Origin of the sequence: Halocatena halophila, assembly GCA_027563145.1 — an archaeon.
In the GTDB taxonomy this organism is placed as follows: domain Archaea; phylum Halobacteriota; class Halobacteria; order Halobacteriales; family Haloarculaceae; genus Halocatena; species Halocatena halophila.
In genome coordinates this window covers 1,142,278-1,163,997 of record CP071306.1, presented here as the reverse complement: position 1 = coordinate 1,163,997, position 21,720 = coordinate 1,142,278, and the positions used below count along the sequence as shown (strand labels likewise).

Sequence of the window (21,720 nt, the reverse complement as noted above, 5' to 3'; positions counted from 1 at the left end):
GCTTCCCAAAATTATTGCCTGGACCCGACATAGTCCGGCCAATGAATCATTGCTGGGCAGGTGAGCGTCTGTGATCGAGGCCGACGAGCCGTACTGGCGGTTTCGAACCGTGCTCCGCGCGATCGCCGTCGGTGTCAGCGCGCTGTTTGTCGGACTCGTCGTCATGATCGTGCTGCAATCGCTGCTGGCAGGCCTCGGTGTCGCCATTACGGGTCATCCTGGACGGGTGGCGTTGCTGAGCTCGGTCTCGCTGCAGGGGGTGGCGTTCATTGGGACGAGTCTGGCGTATCTCTCGCTGCTCGATCGGTTCTCATTGCTCAATCTGCAACGGCCGTCCTGGCGGACGATAAAAGAGATTCTTGCTGGATTTCTCCTGGTTGTGCTCGCCTGGGTAGCGATATCATATCTTCTGGAACACATCTTGCAGATCCCCACGGCTGAAAGCTCGTTCATCCAGGACGTACAACAACAACCAGTGTTGATCTGGCTCTTTTTGGGCTTTCAGCTCATCGTCGGGCCGAGCGAGGAGCTGCTCTTTCGCGGTGTCGTCCAGGGATCGATGCGACGGGCAATGGGACCTGTCAGCGCCATCGTGCTGGCCAGTCTCTTTTTCGCTTCCATTCATTACACCAGCATGAACGGCTCGGTCGTCAGTGTCGTCGGCGCGCTCTCGGTGGTGTTCGTACTATCACTGACCCTGGGTGCGCTGTATGAACTAACAGAGAACCTCATCGTTCCAGCCGTCGTACACGGGCTGTTCAACGCCACGCAGTTTCTCCTGGCATATCTCCAGGCGACCGGTCAGCTGTGAAAAAATAACGAACGGCTCGGTTATTTGTTGGCGAACGAGAGATCGACGCCAACCGGGACGCGACCGCTCTCGCCGGTGTCGGCAGCCCACGTGGCCGAAACGATCACCTTCTCGAGATTGCCGTTGTGAAGGAATTTCTTCAGGTCTTGCTCGTCAGACGCATCGAAATTCTTCAGGTCGAGATGTTTCACTTTTGCCTTGCCGTTGTGTTTGATGCCGATGATCGAGTACTGGTAGTCGATTGGTTGTTGCTGTGCTTCCCGGAGACTCATGAACGGCTCCGTCGAGTCACCGCTAAGGCGTTTGTCACCGACAGAGACGTTCTTGAGATACCAGCCCTCGTCCTGCGTTGCCCAGTCAGTCGTGTATCTAAAGCCGATCAGGACCTCCTGTCCCTCGTAGGCCGAGAGATCGAACGTCTGTTTCGTCCAGCCGTCGGAGCTTCCCGAAAAGCCAGGAACGTTCTCTTTCACGCGCGGATGTGCACCATCTGCGGTTTCCGAAACCGTGTTCTCATTCGAGAGACTTGTCCAGGTTTCACCGCCGTCGGTCGAGACCTGCACGAAGCCATAATCCCAGTTCTGCTCGATTGCGTAGTTGGTCTCGAACGTCAGCGTGGTGTCGTCCGTGTTCGAGAGATCGGCTTCCGTGATGGCGAATCGATCTAACAGGTCGCCAGAGCCGCTGTAGAGCACGTCTTCTTCGCCATCGACCGGATCAGTCGTTGTCTGCCACTGCGTACCGAGATAGTCGGTGCCCGAGACAGAAACGTCCTTGATCGGTCCTTTCTCGCTCGTGTCGTACTCCTGATACGCTGTGCCCCACGCACCCGCCGTTGGCGATTCCTTCGACGTGTTGAGGTTCAGATCGATGCCGTCGATCTGGTAGGCATCTTTGGGGTTTTTCACCTTGCCGTCAAGCGCCGCCGCGACCGCGAACTGCTGGTACACGTCGGCGAAATCGGCCGAGATACCGTTGGCATCGAGCGTCTGCTCAACGCTTTCGATCCCATTGGCCTCGTTGTTGAACAGTTCGGAGATGAACTCTTCTCCGAACCGGTCGGCGAGATACATCTGGAACGCGTAGGCCTCGCCGTAGTCGGCCAGGATGTTGATCTCACCCTGGTCGCCCCAGTTGATCAGCGAGTTCGATGGATTCTGCTCGTAGCCCGTGATGTGGCTCTCCGGAGCTGGATAGCCAACCACGTGCTCTGCGTAGTCCGACATTCCCTCGTTGATCCAGGACGTTTCATCACTGTCGTAATCGCCGTGGATCAGGTGCTGGTACTCGTGTGCCAGCGTGCCCTCAATCCCGACGTACTCGGTGTCATCGCCGAGGTCGTCCCAGTTGGCCGCATCGATCGTGATGACGTTCCGATCGGAGTACTGCTGTGTTGTCGGCGAGTAGTAGCCGGCGGTGTAGACCGGATAGCTCGCGTTGTAGTAGTTCTCATCGACGATGTTCGTCACGAGCAACGCCGTCTTGTTGGCGGCGTCATCTGCGGTGTTGTAGTAATCAGACGGGAAATACCCAGCCTCAGAAAGCGGACTGTCGACGCCGTCGCGCGGCGCTGGTGTGCCAAACACCTCCGTCTCGTTGGGGTAGATCCGGTCGTCAAACTCCGAGATCAGATGGTCGACCTGACGGTCGCTCACCGACGGATCGGCTCGCGGATCCTCCGCTGGCCAGGAAAGATTCGTCGCCACCCACACTTCGATGTTATCACCCACGCCGCGGCGTTCGAACTGCGTGAAATCACCGCTCTGTGAGGTGTAAAACTGGCGTGTGATCCCATCGCCGGCAGCGTTCGCACTGTCCTCAGAGTCTGCAGTGCTGAGGCTATTGGCCGCCGCGTGCACCTCGCCCGCAGTGGGCTGTTCGAGTTCGCCAGGTGCCGGCTCAACCGGAATCGGACCGTCCGTTTCGTTGGTCGGCTGGTGTGCAGGACGATCTGCAACGCCAGTGTCGACCGTTTCCGTCGGAATCATTGCGCCTGTGGTTCCGACAGCACCGGCCGAGACTATCAGTATGGCTGTCAGTAGAATGGCATGGATTCGCATTCCGAGCAATTCTGATAAACGATTAACCATAATACTTACGACTTTATCTCACATTGTGTAATAGTTTTGGTAGGTAATCGGAAACTCTGAGACGAAAGGGCACCATCTGGAACGTTGATCGTCACGCTAAGGGGTTTGGAGCGTGTAAAAGCCGTATGAGCGACGATTCGGCCCCCCCTGCGACGGACGACGAGCTCGAGGAGCTTCGCAAGCAGGTGGAATCGAAGTACGATTTCGACGATTTCGGTCCCCGGGATATGGCGGAGATGACGGCCGAAGAGTGGGAGGCAGTGTTCGATCCGGACAGCTGGATCACGGGACAGCGACTGCTCGATCGTGTGGAGTCCGATCTGAAACACCGCGTTGCAGACCGGGACGTGTTTGCGCGGATCGAACGTCTCGATTCGCCGGATCGCGTCGCCGCAGTCTCCGATGAGGGATACGCTGTCGTGTTCGACGATGGGACGGTGAGCGGACAGGGGACCGTCCTCCGGGACGTTGAACCGTCGGTTGCGCTCTGTTCAATGGAGTCATACGACGTTCCTGATCGCCCAGCAGGTGAGGTGCTTCCACATCCAGACGAGGTAACAGAGGGAACTGGCTCGCTCGGCCACACGATGTTGCTGGTGGTCGGCAGTGCCGTTTCACTGATGGGGCTAGGACTGATCGGGGCGTCGATTGCTGGGATTGGTGAGGGTGGTTTGTTCGGTGGTATGCTCGGTGGCGTGTTCGTTCTGATCGGGCTGTTCGTCTTCGTGATGGTCGCCAACGCCAGGCTGTCCGACCGATTCCGGGCGGAGGAGTATCGAGATCGCTTGCGAGCGGTCGGACGCGGGGATGGAGAATCGGCGATCCCACTCGAGCAGCTGGAAACTGACAATTCAACTGACGAAACGAACGAGACGCCACAACACGGGCTGTAGCGGCGCTGTATGTGGCTTCGGTGGGTTTATACGAATTCGGTCCTGAATCCAGCGTGTGTATGAATAGACGGGAATTTCTCCGCACAGCTGGCGGCGCGGCAGGGGCCGCAGCTGCAACCTCTGCGGCTTCTGGGCCCGTCGCCGCACAGGAGGGCTCCGGAGGCGGTGGCGGTGGTAGCGGCCCGATCGACTTCGGTGGCTATCTCGACGATGCAAACGGCTATTCCGATTCGGCCGATGATCAGACTGGCAACGCCGAAGTGACCATCCAGGTCGGTGCTGGTAGTGACGGGATGGCGTTCGGTCCGGCAGCCGTCCACGTCGATCCAGGAACGACCGTGATCTGGGAATGGACCGGAGAGGGCGGTGCTCACAACGTCGTCTCGAACGACGAGGCGTTCAACAGCGGCAGCCCAACGGCCGACGCAGGGACGACCTTCGAGCACACGTTCGAAGAGGAGGGTGTCTTCAACTACCACTGTGTGCCACATGAGGGGAGCGGGATGAAAGGCGGTGTTGCGGTCGGTGCTAACGTCCCCCGAAAGTCACCAGCTGCAGCACAGGCGGTCGACCCCCATGAGATGGGCGTTGCCATTCAGCCTCACTACGTCGGCTTCGGTGCCGTTCTCATGATGTTTATGACGCTGGTGTTCACGTTCTACCAGCTCAAATACGGTGAGAGCGCCCACACCAAAGGAGGACAGAACTGATGCCATCGGGTGACAGCGACTACGGTGCGATCCATCGCTACGAACCACCCCGAGAGAGCACTGCGGCGGCGATCGCAATAGTGCTGCTCACGGTGCTCGAAGTGGTGTTCGTCGGGATGTTCACCTACGGCATCGCAACCGGCTGGGGACTCGATCCGTTCGGAAACATGTTCCTTGGCGGTTTGCTCACGCTGGTGTTCGTCAACCTCTCGTTCATTCTCATGCTCTATCGGAAAGAATTCTTGCCCGATGTGATGGTCGTGAAAAAGCGCCGTCGCAAATGGGAGGATCTCTACGTGCGCGAAGAGGATGCCGAGGGACAGACGACCGATGTGAGCGTCTGGGATTCCATCAAGCGCGCAGTGTATCCTTACTACAAACGGTGATTCTATGAGTTCAAACGATTCAGACAAATATCCGACCGAGTCCGGCCGTCGCCGCTTTGTCAAAGGCGTCGTCGGCGCAGCATCGTTGTCGACGGTGGGCGTCACCACCGGTATCGGAACGACGTCGCTCACTTCCTCAACCGGTGAGGGTGGTGGTGTCACGCAGTTCAAGGCAATCGAAAACACGGGCGGGCCAGCCCCCCGTGGCATGCCCCAGATTCCCCTGGAAATAGCAGACAATGGGACGATTCGAGGGGTCTGGCCGGAGTCAAAGACCGTCGAGCAGGCCGGAAAGGAAATCACGGTCGCGGAGATGGATATTGCCGGTGTCACCTACTCCACCGAGTGGTTCCAGTACTGTGGCGTCCAGACATACCAGGGCGTTCGTCCGGATGCCGACCAGCCAAACGAGTTTAAATCGGCACCAGAATCGCCGTACGAATGGCAGGCAAACGAGCTCTCTGCCGGCGATAACCTCACTGTCGATCACTTCAGTGATTATCAGGACTGGGGCAACGACATCGGCGAAGGCGGCCTCGGCAAACCCGCGATGGCAACCTGGCGGTCGGAGGACACTGACAACACCATTCCAATCCAGTTGCTGCGGAGCACACGAATCGAAGAGATGGCCCAAAACGATCCGTGGCTCGAGGCAACAACGGCCCAGGGCTTTATCGCCTGGCTAGATAAGTGCACGCACTTTTGCTGTGTGCCGGGTTTCAAAGCGTTCCCCGGCAGTGAGAAGTTCGGCGCAGAAGATCAGGTGTACTGTCAGTGCCACCAGTCGTCGTACGATCCGTTTAGCATCGTCGATAAGACGTTCACTGCGCTTCCACGGCCGGCTGGGGATTCGGGTGAGAGCAGTGATTCGGGCAGCGATTCCGGTGGAGGACACTGAGAATGAGCCTCGAACCCAAAGACGACCACGATCACAAGGGCTGGCTGCAACAGAAGGATCTCTCTCCCGTCGAGAAAGGCTATCTCTCGACGTTGATGTGGATCGATAAGCGATTCCGCATCGTGGACTACATGGAGTTGCTGGAGAATCTCTACTACAAGATCAACCTCCAGATGCCAAAGAGCCACACGGAACAGTACAATCTGGACAACAAGTTCTGGTACTGGTATCCGCTCTACTCGCTTGGCTTTTTCTCGCTATTGGCCTACATCGTGGCCGCGTTCAGTGGCGCACTGCTTGGCTTTTACTACGTTCCCGGAGCTGCAGGCGGTGCGACGGGTGATCCGTCGGCTGCCTACCAGCAGATCACGTTCATCATGACGGATCTCAACTTCGGATATATGCTGCGCTCGATCCATCGGTGGTCGGCGCAGGTGATGACTGCCGCGGTGTTCTTACACATGCTGCGTGTGTATTTCACCGGTGCCTACAAAGAGCCACGAGAGCTCAACTGGCTGCTCGGGATCGTACTGATCTCGCTAACGCTGGTGTTCGGATACTCCGGCTATCTGCTGACGTTCGATCAGCTCGCGTTCTGGGCCAGCCAGATCGGCGTGGAGATGGCCCTTTCGATACCACTGCTGGGTGAGTGGGCCGCACAGCTGGTGTTCGGTGGATTTACACCCAGCGCAGCGACGATACAGCGGATGTATCTGATGCACGTGTTCCTCTTGCCGTTCATCGTGACGGCGCTGATCGCGATTCACATCGGTATCGTCTGGATGCAGGGCATCGCCGAGCCCCACTGATCGATTGCATTCCGATCGACGACTCTCTTGTTGTGCCAGTTCCGCAGGGTTGAAGGTAGCTCACTGGTAACTCCTGATAGCCACAAATGACCGAGAGCGACACCACCGGCGAACAGCCCCGGACAGACGGTTCGGGGATCGTTGCGCCGGACGATCAAACGCCCACGTGGAGCGATCGGAAGGCTCGAACGCAGGGGCTCTCACGGCTCACGTACGAGTACTTCGAACGCGCTCGTCGTGAGGACCAGGATCTTCGAACCGAATCCAGCTACATCGAGCGAGACGTGCTCGGGTTTCCGGCCTGGCCACACGAAACGATCCGCAATCTAGCGATCGCTTCGTTTTTCATCGGGATGATCATCTTTCTGTCGGCAACGATGCCCCCACACATCGAGGCACCAGCTGACTCCTCGACTACCCCGGCCGTAATTTTGCCTGACTGGTATCTCTACTGGTCGTTCGGACTGTTGAAGCTCGGCCCGCTCAATCCTGAGCTTTCCATCCTTGGGGGGCAAAAGCTGATGGCAGACCGAACCTACGGTGTGCTTGCGAATCTCGTCATCGTCGGCGCAATCGCCATCGTCCCGTTCTTGAACAAGGGATCGGCACGCCGGCCAGTCGAAGAGCCGTTCTGGGCTGCCATCGGGATGAGTGGTGTGATCTTCTCGATCACAATCGCTGCACTCTCGGTCAAAAATCTCTTCCCGGATATGATGCCACCGCATCTTCTGTTCGATCTGACGTTCCTGTTGCCGATCGTTGGGGGCTGTCTCACGTATGCGGTGCTCAAAACGATGCGTGAAGGGTATATGTTCGAACTGAACCGTCGCTACTACCGACTCAGACCGCCAAAATAATCCGACTGAACGCAGATTATACCCGTTTCAGATACGTTATTGGTGCATCCGATAACTAATAGTGGATCCGTAAAGTACACACGAGGCGTGTGTTGCCGGTGACGTTTGAATGAGTTCACCCATGCCATCAACGCCAGCCGACGAGCCCACTACTCAGAGAAAACGCCTCCAGCTGGCCACCGAGACGCATCGAATTATTGAGCTTGGCCGAGACACGGCGTCGGTGTTCGCCGATGGATCGATGCACCAGCTCTACTGTTATCACATTCTCGTTGACACCTCAACGGATCTTCGTCCAGCGTTCACCACTGGCCCCGTCGAAATCGATGTGGGCAACGGCTATCGGCAGTTTCCGGTCGACCGCGTGATTCGCATCGAAGAGTATCCGCTGTTGATTGAGGGACGACGGACGCCGATCACTGAATGGGTCGTGGCCGTGGGCGAAGAAGACCTCGCAACCCAGGCACTCTGGGGTGGCCTTCCTGAGCCGATCGACCGGGAGTTGACCTACCGCTGTCGACCCTCCGCCTACATCGAAACCCGCTCGTAACGGGTGCGAGCGCTTTTACAAAGTATTTGTTCCTGGCCGATAATCCAATCGTATGCAGAGGCGCACGGTCGAACGAATTGAACAATGGCCATCACGGCAGTTTCTCCGATCTGATGTCGGACTCTCAGATCTGGCAAACGCTGGATTCAGCGGCGCGGTGCACGCTGGAACATGGATTCTCATGCGTGATGGCGATAGTGTGGGGGTGTTCGATGGAGCTGTAGACGATATCACCGACCGGGGAACCATCTATATCAGTCCTGATCCTATTTTGCCAGTCCTTTTCTCGATGCTCGAACAGGAGCCCGTTCGGAGCTCGACACACCACACGGCGAGAGTCCCGATCGAAAATCAAGTGAACGCGTTCGACAACTGGAACGGTAGCCAGGAGTTCATCGGCTATCTTGAGCTCAGAGGTGGTGGCGACGAATACTACACCGTATACGATCAGACCGGCTCCACGTCGATTGCGTTCGTCAGTGGCGAAAATCGCCTTCTCACGAATGAACAGGCCGATACCGTGGGCCAGACGATCACCGGAGAGTACACCGTTTCGATCGTTCCGGTCGAGCCCTCACCGGTGTCTGATTCGCGCGGCTCGAGCGTTCGATCCCCGAGCGCACTGCCTGGTGAGACAGAGCCGCTGGCAACTGATGGCTCGAACGAATCGATCCAGGACCTTCGCCGACAGATCACGGCGCTCGAACACGAACGCGACACGCTGAAAGCCGAACGAGACAATCTCCTCGAAGAGCGCGAGTATCTCAACTCCCGCATTAGCCGCCTTCAGGACCGAATTCACGACCTCGAATCCAATGGTGGGTCGGTCTCCTCACAGCGCAGCAAAAATCTGACAGAGCTAACGCCAGAAAAGGCGCTTGCGGGCACGTCACTGTTCGTCCGCTATCACACCCAGAATCGAGCGACGCTCACCGACGCCTACCACGGCGAGGCCACGCCCGAAGAGGTAAACGACAACCTCATGCTCGAACACCACACGAGCTTCGACCCCGAATCGACGGTCGTTGACGGAACGCCATACGAGGAGTTTCTCTCGAATTCGATCGAGTTTGATGTGGTCTCCTGGCTCGTCCGAGACCTTCTCTATGTGATCTACAACGCGGGCTACGAAAACGAACTCGCGGATCTATACGATTATCTCCCCGATATCGACCGTGCGGCGCTTCACGCCAGAAATACGGTGGATGGCACGTCGATCTACTTCGATGTCGTTTGTTTCGATAAGCGTGGCGATCCGCTGCTCGTTGTCAACATCCACGACTCTACCGATCCGACGACCGATGCGCACCTCGAAAATCTACTCGACGATGCGAGCGTGGCAGCCAGCCAGTGGCCAGTAACTGGAGCGTTTCTGGTCTCGACCAGCTACTTCGAACCGAACGCGCTTGCCGTCGCCGAAGATGCAACCGGCGGAAGCGGCGGCCTGTTCGGTGGCTCGAATCGTGCGAGTTACATCAGGCTGTCGAGAAAGCGTGGGTTCCACCTCAGTATGGTAGAAGCTCGACAGCGACAGTTCCACGTTGCAGTACCAGATCTGTAAGTTAGCCTTCGACTTCGACCGTCTCGTCGATCTTCATCCCGTCGAGCTTATCACCAATTTCCGTGAGCTTGCCACCGAGATCGTTGACGAACTCTGCCGTCCGATCGGTCGTGATTGCACCCTGGCTCGATGGCTCGATGAGGTCTTCCTCTTCGAGCACGCGAAGCGAGTATCGAACCTTGTGGTGTGGGTAACCCGTCTCGTTCGACATCTTCACGATTCCGATCGGTTCGTTCTCAATCACCATTTTCAGCACCTGTAGGTGCCGTTCGAGCATATCAACCTCTTTCTCAAGTCTGTCTATCATGGCACTTGTTAACTTGTGTTTGACGGGTTTAAACCTTGCTGTCTTCTCGAATAAGCTAGCTATCTGGCGGTAATTGTTGCCATGGCTTAACACTTGTGGAATGGCGGTTGTTTGGGCTAAGGACCCCAAATTCAGCGGGGTGAGTGTTCGGCTGTCGATTGTTGTCTGGTCGTTTCTCAATTTTGCAAAACGTGTACCACGTTGTTTAGCAAGACCGCTAGTCGTGTGGGGGTATCGAAATCGGTTTAGCGTGGTGGCAGGAAGGTTCAACCATGACTGTAACCATCGTCGGCTCGCAGTTGGGCGACGAGGGCAAGGGCGGCATTGTAGATCTGTACGGTGACGGGGCCGATGTTGTCGTTCGATATCAGGGCGGAGACAACGCGGGACACACGGTCGTCCACCAGGGTACTGAGTATAAGCTTTCGCTGGTTCCCAGTGGTGTCGTTCGGGGCCGAACGGGCGTGTTAGGCAATGGGTGTGTGGTCAATCCGACCACGCTGTTCGAGGAGATTGACGCGCTCAAAGAGCGGGGACTCGACCCTGACGTGCGTGTCAGTGCTCGCGCTCACGTGATTCTTCCGTATCACCGCGTGCTTGACGGTGGCGAGGAGGCAGCCAAGGACGATCTGGCGGCCGGAACGACCGGTCGAGGGATCGGCCCAACCTACGAAGACAAGGCCGGCCGCCGGGGGATTCGTGTCGGCGATCTCCTTGACCCATCGGTGTTTCGAACACGACTCGAATACGCGGTCGAACACCACCGAACGGTTGCAGAGGAGGTCTACGGGATCGAACCCGGCGATGCGTTCGATGTCGAGGCACTGTTCGAGCGCTATCAGTCGTTTGCCGATCGCCTCCGCCGTGAAGAGATGGTCGTCAACTGTGGCGAGTTTCTCGCAGAACAACGGGCTGCTGGGAAGTCGTTGTTGTTTGAGGGTGCGCAGGGAACCGCAATCGACATCGACCACGGCATCTACCCCTACGTCACCTCATCGAACACGACGGCGACTGGTGCGCCTGCAGGCACCGGACTCGCACCAGCCGTGATCGGTGACGGTGAGATTGTCGGCATTGTCAAGGCGTATCTCTCCCGTGTTGGCACCGGTCCGCTTCCGACGGAACTCGGCAGCGTCGACGGCCAGACGCCACCGGATGGTGGCCGACCAGAACACGCAGAGCTTGCGACGTGGATCCGCGATGAGGGTGGAGAGTACGGCACTGTTACGGGTCGTCCCCGCCGTGTTGGCTGGCTTGACATGCCGATGTTGCGCCACGCAACGCGGGTCAACGGCTTTACTGGCCTGGCAATCAACCATCTCGACGTGCTCGCCGGTCTTGATTCGGTCACCGTTGGTCACGCCTACGAACTCGATGGTGAGACGATCGAGACGATGCCACCGACGACAGAACGCTGGGGCGAGTGTTCGGTTATCGAAAAGACGTTCGACGGCTGGGAGCCGTTCGACCCATCGGTCGCAGACGACGGCATTTCGGCGCTCCCCGAGAACGCACGCACCTATCTCGAGTACATCAGCGACGAACTTGCTGTACCGCTGTACGCTGTGGGCATTGGTCCCGGCCGCTCGGAGACCATCGTCCTGGAGAATCCGTTCGAACTGTCGGACTGACCCGGCACGCTTTTTGCGTCGGTCCTCCGATTACGGGTATGAAGGAGTCGCTGATGGACATTCTCGCCTGTCCGCTCGATAAAGAACCGCTCGATTTGTCGGCGACAGACACGGAGTCGAACGACGACGATACGGAGGTTCTCGCCGGTGAACTCACCTGTACAGAGTGTGGAACGGTGTATCCCATCGAAGACGGCATCCCGAATCTGCTTCCGCCTGACATGAGAGAGTGACCCCGAACACGTACTTTTTTTAGGGTCACACTCATTTAAGTAATCCGTGCAGGGAACACTCACCGTCGATGTGAACCCGGACGGCATGCACACCCTCGACGTCCCGGAGTCGTTCGCAACTGACGGCAGTTTCACTGTCGAACTCCGGAATCACGGTGAGTCTACCCACGTGTATCTCAATCTCGATTCGACGCTTTCGGAGATTGCCCAGCTTGATGCGACGAACTACTACATCGAATCGGGTGAATCAGTTTCGATTACCATTCCGATGACCGCTGAAGTCCCTCAGGAGGGCCAACTGACGGTCGCAACTGCCTATGGAAGCGAAAAGCGACTGGTGAGGATCGATGCACAGCCAGCGTCACCGTCGAACACGGCGGTGAACGTCGATTCGTCGCTTGCGTCGACGCGCACACAGCGAACGAACGGCGGTTCGTCTGCGCCGGTTGTTCACGGACAACCCAGGGGTACGCAAGCCTCCATTCAACAGACACTCCCGGCGGTTGTCTTTGGCGTGATTGCGATCTCGCTTGCGTTCTCATCGATTGCTGTTGACGGTGGCTCACGGGTGGTGCTCGGTCTCCTTGCGCTCGTCGCCGGAGCCCTTGTCATGACACAGCTTTCCGAGTGAGTGCGGCGATCGGGTCGGTTTGGCGTGCGTTCACCAGGTTCCGTGTAGAGAAACTAATACAAATTCTGCGTCCATCTAGTCCCAATATCATATAAAATCTCAATATAGTCTTGCTTTGATATCTGCACCATTAGTGAGATTTATGATATATCGTGTGGATCATACGTCCTCGAAATCGGTGTAGCTAGCCGGCTGAATGTCCGGCTCGTTCGGCGCACCAACCGCGAGGAGCACGCCGGTATCGCTCACACAGGCGTGTCCGTGTTTGACACCAGGACCTGCAGCAAAGAACCCACCGGACTCAACGCGTTCGGTCTCAGTCGCCCCCACAGCTCCGAACTTCACCTCGAACTCTCCTTCGAGCACGTAGAACAACTCCTCCTGGTGCTCGTGGCTATGATGAACCATCGTTTCATCTTCCTCGAAATACCAGAGATTGGTGACGAGCTGTTCGGTTCCGAGGGCTGCCTGTACGCGACGAACGTCCGGGTCAAACAGCCCGTCGAACGTCTCACTCAAGTCCACTTGCGGAACGTCATCGGTATGGACGACTGCGTGATCCATGAACTGAACCCTGTCGCCGCCGCCGAAAGGCCTGCTGGTGGCCATACACGGGCGCTCAAACCGTTACCAGTGCGAAACTGGACCATGGTAGTTTACGTCACAATCCACTGACACCAAAAGCCCTTTAGTTGACTGGCCAGTCAGTTAGTATACGAACTGACTGACCGTTCAGTTACTACCCTACCATGTCAGATGATACGATAGACGAGTTAATGGAGGCGACGTATCGCGCCCTGTGCAAACAGGGGTATGCGTCGCTGCGGATGCAAGACATCGCAGACGAATCGAGCAAATCGAAGGCAGCGCTCCACTACCACTTCGATAGCAAAGAAGAGCTGCTGCGATCGTTTCTGGAGTTTCTTTACGACCGGATGGAACAGCGCCTCGAAAACGAGGTTGCGTCTGGTCGTGAGGATCCGGCGGCGACGCTTCTCGAGGTTGTCGAGGGGAAAATGAAATCATCGGAGGACTCCCCAGAAACGGAGTTTCGAACGGCAATGCTTGAACTGAAAGCAGAAGCACCGTACAACGAAACGTTTCGTGAGGAACTGATCGAGTTCGAGGAGCTGATCGTCGGTGAGATCCGGCGATTAATCGAAGCAGGGATCGATGACGGTTCAGTACGCGAGGACGTCTCGCCCGAAAAGACTGCCCAGTTTATCTACACCTACGTCGGTGGTGCGGACGTCCGACAGATTTCGACCGGTCGACCGACAACCTGTTCGCGTAAACAGTTGCGCTCGTTTATGGACCAACAGCTGTTCACCGACGACGTGACGGGTGATAGCGAGTGAGCCTTCGCTCGTTGTTCAACCGGCTGTTCAAAGACCGGGACGAGTTCGATCTCACCAGTGGCTCGATCGCGCGGCCAATGTTCTATCTCTCGTTGCCGATCGTCGTCACGAATCTGTTCCAGACGGCGTACAACCTGGCCGATACGTACTGGCTCGGGCAGTACAGCACGAACGCGCTGGCGGCGATCAGTTTTGCGTTTCCAGTGGTGTTCTTGCTGATCTCGCTCGGAACGGGCCTCTCGGTGGCCGGATCGGTGCTCGTGGCACAACACATTGGCGCGGGCGAATCAGAGCGCGCAGAGTACGCCGCCTCACAGACCGTCTCAATAGCCACGCTCGGCTCGCTGTTACTGAGCGCAATCGGCTATCCGTTCGTTGACGACATCCTGGCGCTGCTTGGTGCGTCTCCTGCGGTCCACACCGGGGCAACAGCGTATATGGAGGTGATCACCGTCGGTATCGTCTTCATGTTCGGCTTTTTCGTCTTCATGTCGCTGATGCGTGGCTACGGCGATACGGTGACGCCGATGATGGTGATGTTCGGCTCGGTCGTGTTGAACATCATCCTCGATCCGTTCCTCATCAACGGCTGGTCCGTCTTTCCGGAGATGGGGATCCAGGGAGCCGCCGTTGCAACCGTGGTCTGTCGTGCCGGCGCTGCAATCGTTGGGCTGTGGATCATGCTCCGTGGCACCCGCGGTGTGCACATTAGCCTCTCGAAGATGACGCCGGATCTGACATATGCGAAAAAGCTCGTCTCGCTTGGCGCGCCAGCGTCGCTCGAAGGAGCAGGACGCGCGTTATCAGTGAACTTCCTGCTCGTGATCGTGGGAACCTTCTCGACGTCCGTCGTGGCTGGCTACGGGATCGGCACCCGTGTCTTCTCGGTCATCTTTCTCCCGGCAATTGCTGTCTCACAGGGCGTTGAGACGATGACCGGCCAGAACGTCGGTGCCGGCAAAGAGGGCCGTGCCGAACGGGTGAATCACATCACTGCACTCGCGCTGTTCGGATTGCTCTCGGCGGTTGCCGCGATCGTCTGGCTCGGTGCACCACAGATCGCCGCGGTGTTCTCGAACGATCCCGAGGTCATTGCCGTAAGCACCGAATTCCTGCGCTATGTCGCGCCAACGTTCGGCTTCATCGGCGTGATGCGGGCCTACACTGGAGGGTTCCGTGGCACTGGTTACACCATCATTGCGGCCGCAATCACGATCGCGACGCTGGGATTCATCCGACTCCCCGCAGCGTGGCTCGGAACGACAGTGCTGCCGTTTGGCCGGTCTGGGCTCTGGATCGCGTTCGCAATCTCGAACGTGCTCGGTGGCATCATCGCGTATCTGTGGTTCATTCGTGGAACCTGGCAGAATGCAGACGTCAGAACGAGCGACGACGAACTCGGTCACTCCGCTGTGGCCAACGACGACTAACGATTCAGAACCGCTCTGAGCGCAAACGTGAGGTTTTCTCGACGTTCCATCACGCGCCGATAGAAATAGGAGAACCAGCGGCCGCCATAGGGAACGTACTGATAGAGGTCGTACTCGGCGGCGAGTTCTCGCTGGGCGTCCTCTCGAACGCCCATCAGCATCTGGATCTCAAATTTCGTTCCGTAGGCGTCGTGGAGATCGATCGCGTAATCGATCATCGCTGGATCGTGGCTGCCAACCGCAACGCTTCCGGCGGTTTTTTCCGTAAACAACAGCTCAAGCAGCTCGCGATAGTGCGCGTTCACGGCGTCTCGATCCGTGAATGCAACGTGCTCGGGCTCATCGTACGCCCCTTTCACCAGTCGGATCTTCCCTGGGAGCTCAACCAATCGCTCGAGATCGGTCGCCGTTCGCTGGAGATTAGCCTGCACACAGACGCCCATCCGTGGATACTCCCGAACGAACCGTTCGAACGCAGACAGCGTCGCGTCGGTCGTCGTTCTGTCTTCCATGTCGATCCAGACGAACTGACCGGTTTCCTGGGCGCGATCGACGATCGATCCGAGATTCTCTTCGAACGTATCCTCACTCACGCCCAACCCGATCTGCGTCGGCTTGACCGAAACGCACGCTCCGAGTCCAGTGTTGTCGAGGTCTGCACAGAGCTGGCGGTATGTCTCCGTGTCAGTTGCTGCTGGTGCTGGCTCGTGATAATGCTCTCCGAGCAGGTTCAATATCGTGTAGATGTCGTCGTTGCGGAGCTCTCTCGCGTGTTCGAGTGCTTCGGCCTCGGTCTCTCCAGCCACGAACCGACGAGCGATTGGTGGGATCATGGCGGCAAGTACTGCCGTGTAGACCATAGCCCCACTGGTTCGGACACGTCACGCGGTAAGAACGTGGAGCGATATTGAGCCGTTTGTGGTAACGAACTTGAGCTGGTGTTTCTCCGTCCCGATCGTTCCAGAAACGTCGGTCGCCGTGCTGGAATTTGCCAACTCAAGGCCGTGTGTCTTGATCGGACTGTGTGTCGTCGTTGCTTTGATACCCACATCAAGCGACGGAGAAAGCGATGCGTCGATCGGACCGTTCGTCGTTTGCACCGTCACATCGCTAGTGACCGCCGGAACGTCGGTTTCAATGCTTCCGTTGTGCGTGCGAAGCTGCCCGATCGCTCCTGGATCGCGCACGAGAATCTCTCCATTTTCAGTACGTGCGGTGACTGTCCCATCGACACGGCGGGCAGTGATCGACCCGTTATTGGATCGGAGCCGTGGCGAGCCACCAGCGTCCCGGAGCGTGATCGCGCCGTGATTCGTTTGCACTTGCCCAACTGTAGCCGCCGAAGGGTATCGAACGCGAAGCGAGACAGTCGCCCGTTTTGGGCTTCCGTCCGGGTACGACGATCGAACCGTGATATCGCCATCTGCTTTTGACGCGTTCACAGACACCTCATCGATCGATTGTTGTGTGGGTCCAGTGATCGTTCCGTCGATCGTCGCGGTCGATCCATCAACGCCATCGATCGTCACTTCGCCGTTCGGATTGTTGATTCCCAGCACCGCATTGTCTCCCACGTCCAGCGTTTTGTTTATCGTTCGCTTCGTATTATTGTTATCTGAGATGATGTTTTGGTCTGATACACATCCTCCTAGGAGTGCAATAGCGCCTGTAGTCGCCTGTATGAATCGTCGTCGTTCCATGCGGAGACAAAGCGAGACATAGTAAAATAATTTTATAGTTTTGGTTTCCACACGCAATACCAACATATTTTGATGGTTGGTTCGGAGCGCACGGAAACGAAGCCGGGAAAAGGTGGGTGGCCAAACTGTTTGTATGGCCACCTCCCCTCGATTGTCGTCCGTTAAACCTCACGCGAAAGCCGTCACCGCAGTGTTGTCGGTGCTTGGCTACGCACTCGTTATTGGTGCGTTTGCTGGGATACTCCCACTGTTTCCCTCACTTTCTGAATCCACCGTGTTGTTGTTCTCGGATCTGATCGCGGTCGTCAACTCCGTGGCATTGTCTGCACTGTTGATTGGCTGGTATCTCATTCGGCGTGACCGTGTTCGTCTCCACCGTGTTGCAATGGTCACCGCGTTCGGGCTCATCTGTCTGTTTCTGGTGTTATACCTCTGGAAGGTGGGCGGTGGATTCGAGAAATCGATTCTGATCGAACCGGGACAGTTCCTCTACGAATTCCGGTCGATCGTGCGACCGCTCTACCTTCTCATGCTGGCGGTTCACATTTTGCTGTCGGTAGTTGCGGTGCCGGTTGTGCTCTATGCGATCGTTCTCGGACTTTCACACACGCCAGCAGAGTTGACCGAAACAGCACACGCGCGTGTCGGCCGGATCGCAGTCGTTGCCTGGTCGGTCAGCCTGGCGCTGGGAGTACTGACGTATTTCATGCTCAATCACCTCTACAGCTGGACGCCCCGCTGAGCAGTCAGTCGGTTTTTGGGAGCGCGTACGCGCCAGCGATCACAAACACCACAGCGAGGAGCGTAACCACGAGACAGGCTCCTGTCGGATCTCCACCCGGTGGCATCGTCGCCGAGCGAACGCCACGGGCAAAGTAGGTTAGCGGCGACAGATTGAGCGCCGGCCGGAACCATTCGGGCAACAGCGCCGGCGTAATGAACGTTTCTGAGAGGAACAATAGCGGGAGTGCAATGGAGTTGCTGGCGGCGATGACGCCGTCCTGTGAGTCTGCGATCCGTCCGAGCAGCGCTCCCAGACCACAGAACAGGGCGACGCCAAAGAGAATGAACGGGACCAGCCACCAGGAGAAGACGATCGTTGCGCCAGTGGTGACGACCACGAGTCCGAGGATGATACAGCTCGCGACGCCAATGATGGCTATGTTAACGAGCGTGTGGGCAAGCAACCACTCAACCCTGGTGAGCGGCGTGGTGGCCAGTTTTTCGAATCGATTGCCGTCCCGATGGCGAGCCACGGTCGAGCCGACGCGCGACAGCGGCGTGAACAGAACGACCACCGCGAGATATCCCGGGACGTAGTAGGCGGGTGCCTCTGCGAACAGCCCACCACCGGTTGGCTGAGTCTGGACGAGGGCCCCGAAGATGAGGATGATGATCACCGGGAAGAAAAACGTGAAAAAGACGGCCGTCCGTCGGCGGACGAACGATCGGTAGGCGCTATCTGCCTCGGCGGTCACACGCGCAACGGACATCATGGCAGTGGTGTCACCTCCGCGTGGGGGGTGGCACCATCGTTGGCATCTTCTGTTAGCGTGAGGTAGACGGTCTCCAGATCCGGCTCCTGCCAGGTGAGGCCATCGAATTCGACATCGGCGCGTTCGAGCGCTGACAACGTGGCGTCGATTTCGCGGGGGGAGACGCCATAGATTGTTACCGTTCGGTGGTCGGTTTCGACGCCCTCACCAAGCCCGCCAACGGCCATCGTTGCCGTCTCGATCTCCGTTCCTTCGGTACACTCGATCGAGAGTTGACTTGGTCCACCGTATTCTGTGATCAGTTTCTCGGGTGGTCCATCGGCCACGATCGCACCGTCATTGAGGAGGGCGACCTGATCGGCCAGCGTCTGGGCTTCTTCCATGTAATGTGTGGTCAATACGATGGTGGTCCCCGCCGCGGCGAGATTGTCGAGCAGCATCCAGAGATCCTGTCTGCCGGCTGGATCGATCCCCGTTGTCGGTTCATCGAGTAACAACAGTTCGGGGTCGTTCACCAGCGTGGTGCCAACACAGACGCGTCGTTGTTGGCCTCCAGAGAGCGATTCGTACCAGGTATCGGCAGCATCTTCCATGCCGACATCTTCGAGCACGTCATCGACCGGGCGTGTGTTCTCGAACAGCCCGGCGTAGTAGCTGATGAGCTCTCTGGCAGTCAATCGCTCTGGTGGTGAAAACGACTGTGGCAACAGCCCAATTCGCTGAGAATTGACGGCCGATGGTGGCTCACCGAACAGCTCGATCGTTCCTTCGTACTCTGTCGTGCCGGTTAACGATCGAATGAGTGTCGTTTTCCCTGCACCGTTCGGTCCGATGAGCGCAAACACGCTGCCTCGCTCGACGGCAAGGGAGACGCCATCCAGTGCGACCGTGTCGCCGTACGCACGCCGAACGTCCTCGGCGTAACAAACCATACCTACACTGACGGTCAGTCGCTGGGTAAGCGCTTCGGATTCGTGGCTAGAGTTCGTTTCTGACCGCGCGAACGATCTCGTCAACGTCGTACGTGTCCTCCTGTTTGTCGTAGACGACAGTGTCTTCGATTCGGACCTGAAGAACGCCGTGCTCGCCGGTCTGGAGGAGTACGCCCTCAAGCTGCTGGCCGAAATTTTCTAACAGCGCGTGCTGGATCGACTCTGCGCGCTCAAGAAAGCCACACGGAACACAGTACTCGATTTCGACGAGTGTCATGTTTCCGATTACGAACGCCAGCGCGAAAAGCTCCCCGCCGTTGGCTGATAGACGAGCAATCCAACGGTCAGCACGAACGCGATCGTCGAAAGGAGATAGCTCTGTGCGCTCGCAACGGTAACGAGCGCACCAGTGCCACCCAGCACTGATCCCAGCACCGCTGCGATGACCGGCAACACACACGACACACAGGAGAACAGCCCCAGCACGCTGGCGGTGAGCGAGCCGGCCACGTCGATGGCAGTCACATACACCAGCCAGGCAAGCGTGAGATAGCCGATTAGCTTGAACGGGAGCAGGGCAACCCTGAGGTGTTCGCCGGCATACAACAGTGCGGGCGAAAATCCCGGTGGCAACGAAACGAGCTCAAGGCGAACCCCGGTCGCAAGCGGGCCGATTCCTCCGCCAAAGAGCCCACCAACGTAGCCAAGCACCAGAAAGTAACCAATCGCGAGCACGCCACCGAGGATCCGCTTCGACCGTGCAACTCCCGTTGGGACGTTCGAATGTAACACAGCCCAGATCGAGACGTTGATCCAGACGAACGGCATCGCGAACAGCCAGGGCGATCGGGGGGTCCCTGGTGTTATGAGAAGATACCAGAGGACGACCAGTAGCTCTGTATTACAGACCGCGATCCATCCCACTGTTTCGGTGCGGGTGAGCCACGAAATGAGCGCCGACCGAGCCGTCTCAGACGACCATTGCATCGACGATCACCGAGACGAGAACGACCCCGAGATAGGCGTTTGAGGCGTGAAACGCCCTGAGAGCCGCTCCATCAGTCTGCTCGCGGTGGAGTTTGACGACGAACCAGAGAAAGAGTCCACCAAGCGAGACGGTCGCGCTCGCATAAAGCCATCCCAGCGGGGTGAGTGCGGTCAGTGCAATTGCCGTGAGCAGCGTCGCCACCAGATAGTAGATGATGTGCTTTCTGGTGGTCGTTTCGCCACGAACGACTGGCATCATCGGGAAACCACCGCGTTCGTAATCGTCGCGGTAAGCCAGTGCGAGGTTGTAAAAATGGGCGGGCGTCCAGGCGAAGATCAATGCGGCGAGCACGAGTGCCGGAAGATCGATCCGACCGGTGACGCCGGCCCAGCCGATCAGTGCCGGAATCGCGCCGGCGAGACCACCAAGCACCGTGTTCTGGACGGTGTTCGGTTTCAACACGAGCGTGTAGATCACGCTGTAGAACACGATGGCGAACAGTCCGAGCGCGGCCGCGAGTGCGTTGAGCTGTGCGAACAACAATAACGATCCGAGCGCGAGTGTTGCCCCGAACAGGATCGCATTTCTAACGCCCACCGTGTCGGTTGCTAGCGGTCGATCTGCGGTTCGAGCCATCCGCCGGTCCACGTCTCGTTCGAGCACGTGGTTGAACGTTCCCGAAGCGCCGATCGAGAGAATGCCCCCACCGAGTGTGAGGACTGCCGTCCGCACCGTTAGCGTCGTGGCTCCGGTGGACGCTGCAAGCGCCATTCCAGCACCCGCAACGAGACAGAGCAGCCACATCAGCCGGGGTTTCATCAGCGTGTAGTACGCCCGGATCGTAGTGATGAATCCGTCCTCGTGTGGCTGCTGTTCAGGTGATGTTGGCTCCGAAACTGTTCCCGAGGGAGTTGCTGTTGGTGTGGTGTCGGTCGATCCGGTTTCGGCTTCGAGCTGCCAGGCGAGCCCCAGTGCGAGTGCAACGAAGATCACACCACCGCCGAGAAGATGGAGCGTCGCGAGCTCTACCGGCGCGCTGCTGGTCGCGACGAGCGCGCCGACCCCGATCTGGACGGGATAGATGAGCGCTGAGAGCACCAGTGTGGCTTTCACCTGTGCCGTCGCGTTCGAAAAGCCGACCAGACAGGCTGCACAGAGCAAGCCGAAAACGAGCACCGCCACCGCACGATGGCCCATCGCGATCGCAAGCTGCAGATCGGTGAGCGGGCCAGAACAGACTGGCCACGTTGAACACGCCCGCACGCTGTCAGCGAGCGATGCTGTCGCACCAACCACAACGAGTAGATAAACACCGACCACAGTGGCCACCAACAACTGCGTGAATCGCGGGGATGAGGCTTCCGTGGACACTATCAAACCTCGGTATCGTTCGTACTTATTCTCCCCGTTTTTTGCATCGTTCTGCCCTGCCGTCACCATAGTTCAGCA

Annotated in this window: 25 protein-coding genes; 15 read left to right on the top strand and 10 right to left on the bottom strand. The window is 57.8% G+C overall.

Annotated features, from left to right (window positions below):
* The first annotated feature begins 70 nt into the window (after positions 1 to 70).
* Entirely contained in the window at positions 71 to 811 is a 741-nt protein-coding gene (locus JXQ78_RS06145) for a CPBP family intramembrane glutamic endopeptidase (RefSeq protein WP_330632597.1), read from the top strand.
* Between the two features lie 20 nt (positions 812 to 831).
* Here JXQ78_RS06145 and JXQ78_RS06140 read toward each other — a convergent pair whose 3' ends face one another.
* Positions 832 to 2,871, bottom strand: a complete 2,040-nt coding sequence (locus tag JXQ78_RS06140) for a choice-of-anchor J domain-containing protein (RefSeq protein WP_330632596.1) — start codon at positions 2,869 to 2,871, stop codon at positions 832 to 834.
* A gap of 155 nt (positions 2,872 to 3,026) precedes the next feature.
* Between JXQ78_RS06140 and JXQ78_RS06135 the strand changes: the two genes are divergently transcribed.
* The 8 genes from JXQ78_RS06135 (at position 3,027) to JXQ78_RS06100 (ending at position 9,565) form a co-directional block, all read left to right on the top strand.
* A complete protein-coding gene (locus JXQ78_RS06135) occupies positions 3,027 to 3,794 on the top strand; it encodes a DUF7319 domain-containing protein (RefSeq protein ID WP_330632595.1) in 768 nt (255 codons plus the stop codon).
* Between the two features lie 59 nt (positions 3,795 to 3,853).
* Entirely contained in the window at positions 3,854 to 4,504 is a 651-nt protein-coding gene (locus JXQ78_RS06130; protein ID WP_330632594.1) for a halocyanin domain-containing protein, read from the top strand.
* Entirely contained in the window at positions 4,504 to 4,890 is a 387-nt protein-coding gene (locus JXQ78_RS06125) for a DUF7318 family protein (RefSeq protein ID WP_330632593.1), read from the top strand. Before JXQ78_RS06130 ends, JXQ78_RS06125 begins: the two co-directional genes overlap by 1 nt.
* 4 nt (positions 4,891 to 4,894) lie before the next feature.
* Positions 4,895 to 5,788 carry a ubiquinol-cytochrome c reductase iron-sulfur subunit gene (locus JXQ78_RS06120; protein WP_330632592.1) on the top strand — a complete coding sequence of 298 codons (894 nt, stop codon included), beginning with the start codon at positions 4,895 to 4,897 and terminating at the stop codon, positions 5,786 to 5,788.
* A 2-nt stretch (positions 5,789 to 5,790) separates the two neighbouring features.
* Positions 5,791 to 6,597 carry a cytochrome b gene (locus JXQ78_RS06115; RefSeq protein ID WP_330632591.1) on the top strand — a complete coding sequence of 269 codons (807 nt, stop codon included), beginning with the start codon at positions 5,791 to 5,793 and terminating at the stop codon, positions 6,595 to 6,597.
* Positions 6,598 to 6,683: 86 nt separating this feature from the next.
* Complete coding sequence (locus JXQ78_RS06110; RefSeq protein WP_330632590.1) at positions 6,684 to 7,454, top strand: cytochrome b family protein; 771 nt, start codon at positions 6,684 to 6,686, stop codon at positions 7,452 to 7,454.
* Between the two features lie 109 nt (positions 7,455 to 7,563).
* The gene (locus tag JXQ78_RS06105) at positions 7,564 to 8,004 is read left to right on the top strand and encodes a hypothetical protein (protein ID WP_330632589.1); all 441 of its coding nucleotides are present in this window, start codon (positions 7,564 to 7,566) and stop codon (positions 8,002 to 8,004) included.
* A 52-nt stretch (positions 8,005 to 8,056) separates the two neighbouring features.
* The gene (locus JXQ78_RS06100; protein WP_330632588.1) at positions 8,057 to 9,565 is read left to right on the top strand and encodes a DUF7527 domain-containing protein; all 1,509 of its coding nucleotides are present in this window, start codon (positions 8,057 to 8,059) and stop codon (positions 9,563 to 9,565) included.
* 1 nt (position 9,566) lies between these two features.
* On the opposite strand, the gene JXQ78_RS06095 is transcribed toward JXQ78_RS06100, so the two are convergent.
* On the bottom strand, positions 9,567 to 9,872 hold the full coding sequence (locus JXQ78_RS06095; RefSeq protein ID WP_330632587.1) for a hypothetical protein: 306 nt from the start codon (positions 9,870 to 9,872) through the stop codon (positions 9,567 to 9,569).
* A 272-nt stretch (positions 9,873 to 10,144) separates the two neighbouring features.
* Here JXQ78_RS06095 and JXQ78_RS06090 point away from each other — a divergent pair, with 272 nt between their 5' ends.
* The 3 genes from JXQ78_RS06090 to JXQ78_RS06080 are packed head-to-tail and all read left to right on the top strand — an operon-like array spanning position 10,145 to position 12,367.
* A complete protein-coding gene (locus JXQ78_RS06090) occupies positions 10,145 to 11,503 on the top strand; it encodes an adenylosuccinate synthase (protein ID WP_330632586.1) in 1,359 nt (452 codons plus the stop codon).
* Positions 11,504 to 11,541: 38 nt separating this feature from the next.
* Positions 11,542 to 11,736, top strand: coding sequence for a methytransferase partner Trm112 (locus JXQ78_RS06085; protein ID WP_330632585.1), 195 nt, complete (start codon positions 11,542 to 11,544; stop codon positions 11,734 to 11,736).
* A gap of 46 nt (positions 11,737 to 11,782) precedes the next feature.
* On the top strand, positions 11,783 to 12,367 hold the full coding sequence (locus JXQ78_RS06080) for a DUF7524 family protein (RefSeq protein WP_330632584.1): 585 nt from the start codon (positions 11,783 to 11,785) through the stop codon (positions 12,365 to 12,367).
* A 159-nt stretch (positions 12,368 to 12,526) separates the two neighbouring features.
* Here JXQ78_RS06080 and JXQ78_RS06075 read toward each other — a convergent pair whose 3' ends face one another.
* Positions 12,527 to 12,931, bottom strand: a complete 405-nt coding sequence (locus JXQ78_RS06075; RefSeq protein ID WP_330632583.1) for a cupin domain-containing protein — start codon at positions 12,929 to 12,931, stop codon at positions 12,527 to 12,529.
* 185 nt (positions 12,932 to 13,116) lie between these two features.
* Here JXQ78_RS06075 and JXQ78_RS06070 point away from each other — a divergent pair, with 185 nt between their 5' ends.
* A complete protein-coding gene (locus JXQ78_RS06070; RefSeq protein ID WP_330632582.1) occupies positions 13,117 to 13,725 on the top strand; it encodes a TetR/AcrR family transcriptional regulator in 609 nt (202 codons plus the stop codon).
* Complete coding sequence (locus JXQ78_RS06065) at positions 13,722 to 15,155, top strand: MATE family efflux transporter (protein WP_407934040.1); 1,434 nt, start codon at positions 13,722 to 13,724, stop codon at positions 15,153 to 15,155. The genes JXQ78_RS06070 and JXQ78_RS06065 overlap by 4 nt, the downstream gene beginning before the upstream one ends.
* Here the strand turns inward: JXQ78_RS06065 and JXQ78_RS06060 are convergent.
* Positions 15,152 to 15,988 carry a proline dehydrogenase family protein gene (locus JXQ78_RS06060; protein ID WP_330632796.1) on the bottom strand — a complete coding sequence of 279 codons (837 nt, stop codon included), beginning with the start codon at positions 15,986 to 15,988 and terminating at the stop codon, positions 15,152 to 15,154. The two genes, JXQ78_RS06065 and JXQ78_RS06060, sit on opposite strands and share 4 nt — an antisense overlap.
* 48 nt (positions 15,989 to 16,036) lie before the next feature.
* Entirely contained in the window at positions 16,037 to 16,729 is a 693-nt protein-coding gene (locus JXQ78_RS06055) for a DUF4097 family beta strand repeat-containing protein (protein ID WP_330632581.1), read from the bottom strand.
* 259 nt (positions 16,730 to 16,988) lie between these two features.
* Here JXQ78_RS06055 and JXQ78_RS06050 point away from each other — a divergent pair, with 259 nt between their 5' ends.
* Positions 16,989 to 17,597, top strand: a complete 609-nt coding sequence (locus JXQ78_RS06050; RefSeq protein WP_330632580.1) for a DUF420 domain-containing protein — start codon at positions 16,989 to 16,991, stop codon at positions 17,595 to 17,597.
* 4 nt (positions 17,598 to 17,601) lie between these two features.
* Here JXQ78_RS06050 and JXQ78_RS06045 read toward each other — a convergent pair whose 3' ends face one another.
* Genes JXQ78_RS06045 through JXQ78_RS06025 form a run of 5 tightly spaced genes read right to left on the bottom strand, consistent with a single transcriptional unit; the run spans position 17,602 to position 21,648 of the window.
* The gene (locus JXQ78_RS06045; protein ID WP_330632579.1) at positions 17,602 to 18,351 is read right to left on the bottom strand and encodes an ABC transporter permease; all 750 of its coding nucleotides are present in this window, start codon (positions 18,349 to 18,351) and stop codon (positions 17,602 to 17,604) included.
* Entirely contained in the window at positions 18,348 to 19,283 is a 936-nt protein-coding gene (locus tag JXQ78_RS06040) for an ABC transporter ATP-binding protein (protein WP_330632578.1), read from the bottom strand. The genes JXQ78_RS06045 and JXQ78_RS06040 overlap by 4 nt, the downstream gene beginning before the upstream one ends.
* A gap of 46 nt (positions 19,284 to 19,329) precedes the next feature.
* Positions 19,330 to 19,560, bottom strand: a complete 231-nt coding sequence (locus tag JXQ78_RS06035; RefSeq protein ID WP_330632577.1) for an Rdx family protein — start codon at positions 19,558 to 19,560, stop codon at positions 19,330 to 19,332.
* Positions 19,561 to 19,568: 8 nt separating this feature from the next.
* The gene (locus tag JXQ78_RS06030; protein WP_330632576.1) at positions 19,569 to 20,270 is read right to left on the bottom strand and encodes a DUF7546 family protein; all 702 of its coding nucleotides are present in this window, start codon (positions 20,268 to 20,270) and stop codon (positions 19,569 to 19,571) included.
* On the bottom strand, positions 20,254 to 21,648 hold the full coding sequence (locus JXQ78_RS06025) for a heme o synthase (protein WP_330632575.1): 1,395 nt from the start codon (positions 21,646 to 21,648) through the stop codon (positions 20,254 to 20,256). Before JXQ78_RS06025 ends, JXQ78_RS06030 begins: the two co-directional genes overlap by 17 nt.
* Positions 21,649 to 21,720 lie beyond the last annotated feature (72 nt).

Bases quoted from the DNA above. Each gene is read 5' to 3' on its own strand.
- JXQ78_RS06140 (WP_330632596.1), bottom strand. From the start codon at position 2,871: ATGCGAATCCATGCCATTCTACTGACAGCCATACTGATAGTCTCGGCC.
- JXQ78_RS06135 (WP_330632595.1), top strand. From the start codon at position 3,027: ATGAGCGACGATTCGGCCCCCCCTGCGACGGACGACGAGCTCGAGGAG.
- JXQ78_RS06130 (WP_330632594.1), top strand. From the start codon at position 3,854: ATGAATAGACGGGAATTTCTCCGCACAGCTGGCGGCGCGGCAGGGGCC.
- JXQ78_RS06125 (WP_330632593.1), top strand. From the start codon at position 4,504: ATGCCATCGGGTGACAGCGACTACGGTGCGATCCATCGCTACGAACCA.
- JXQ78_RS06120 (WP_330632592.1), top strand. From the start codon at position 4,895: ATGAGTTCAAACGATTCAGACAAATATCCGACCGAGTCCGGCCGTCGC.
- JXQ78_RS06115 (WP_330632591.1), top strand. From the start codon at position 5,791: ATGAGCCTCGAACCCAAAGACGACCACGATCACAAGGGCTGGCTGCAA.
- JXQ78_RS06110 (WP_330632590.1), top strand. From the start codon at position 6,684: ATGACCGAGAGCGACACCACCGGCGAACAGCCCCGGACAGACGGTTCG.
- JXQ78_RS06105 (WP_330632589.1), top strand. From the start codon at position 7,564: ATGAGTTCACCCATGCCATCAACGCCAGCCGACGAGCCCACTACTCAG.
- JXQ78_RS06100 (WP_330632588.1), top strand. From the start codon at position 8,057: ATGCAGAGGCGCACGGTCGAACGAATTGAACAATGGCCATCACGGCAG.
- JXQ78_RS06095 (WP_330632587.1), bottom strand. From the start codon at position 9,872: ATGATAGACAGACTTGAGAAAGAGGTTGATATGCTCGAACGGCACCTA.
- JXQ78_RS06090 (WP_330632586.1), top strand. From the start codon at position 10,145: ATGACTGTAACCATCGTCGGCTCGCAGTTGGGCGACGAGGGCAAGGGC.
- JXQ78_RS06085 (WP_330632585.1), top strand. From the start codon at position 11,542: ATGAAGGAGTCGCTGATGGACATTCTCGCCTGTCCGCTCGATAAAGAA.
- JXQ78_RS06075 (WP_330632583.1), bottom strand. From the start codon at position 12,931: ATGGATCACGCAGTCGTCCATACCGATGACGTTCCGCAAGTGGACTTG.
- JXQ78_RS06070 (WP_330632582.1), top strand. From the start codon at position 13,117: ATGTCAGATGATACGATAGACGAGTTAATGGAGGCGACGTATCGCGCC.
- JXQ78_RS06060 (WP_330632796.1), bottom strand. From the start codon at position 15,988: ATGATCCCACCAATCGCTCGTCGGTTCGTGGCTGGAGAGACCGAGGCC.
- JXQ78_RS06050 (WP_330632580.1), top strand. From the start codon at position 16,989: ATGGCCACCTCCCCTCGATTGTCGTCCGTTAAACCTCACGCGAAAGCC.
- JXQ78_RS06045 (WP_330632579.1), bottom strand. From the start codon at position 18,351: ATGATGTCCGTTGCGCGTGTGACCGCCGAGGCAGATAGCGCCTACCGA.
- JXQ78_RS06040 (WP_330632578.1), bottom strand. From the start codon at position 19,283: ATGGTTTGTTACGCCGAGGACGTTCGGCGTGCGTACGGCGACACGGTC.
- JXQ78_RS06035 (WP_330632577.1), bottom strand. From the start codon at position 19,560: ATGACACTCGTCGAAATCGAGTACTGTGTTCCGTGTGGCTTTCTTGAG.
- JXQ78_RS06030 (WP_330632576.1), bottom strand. From the start codon at position 20,270: ATGCAATGGTCGTCTGAGACGGCTCGGTCGGCGCTCATTTCGTGGCTC.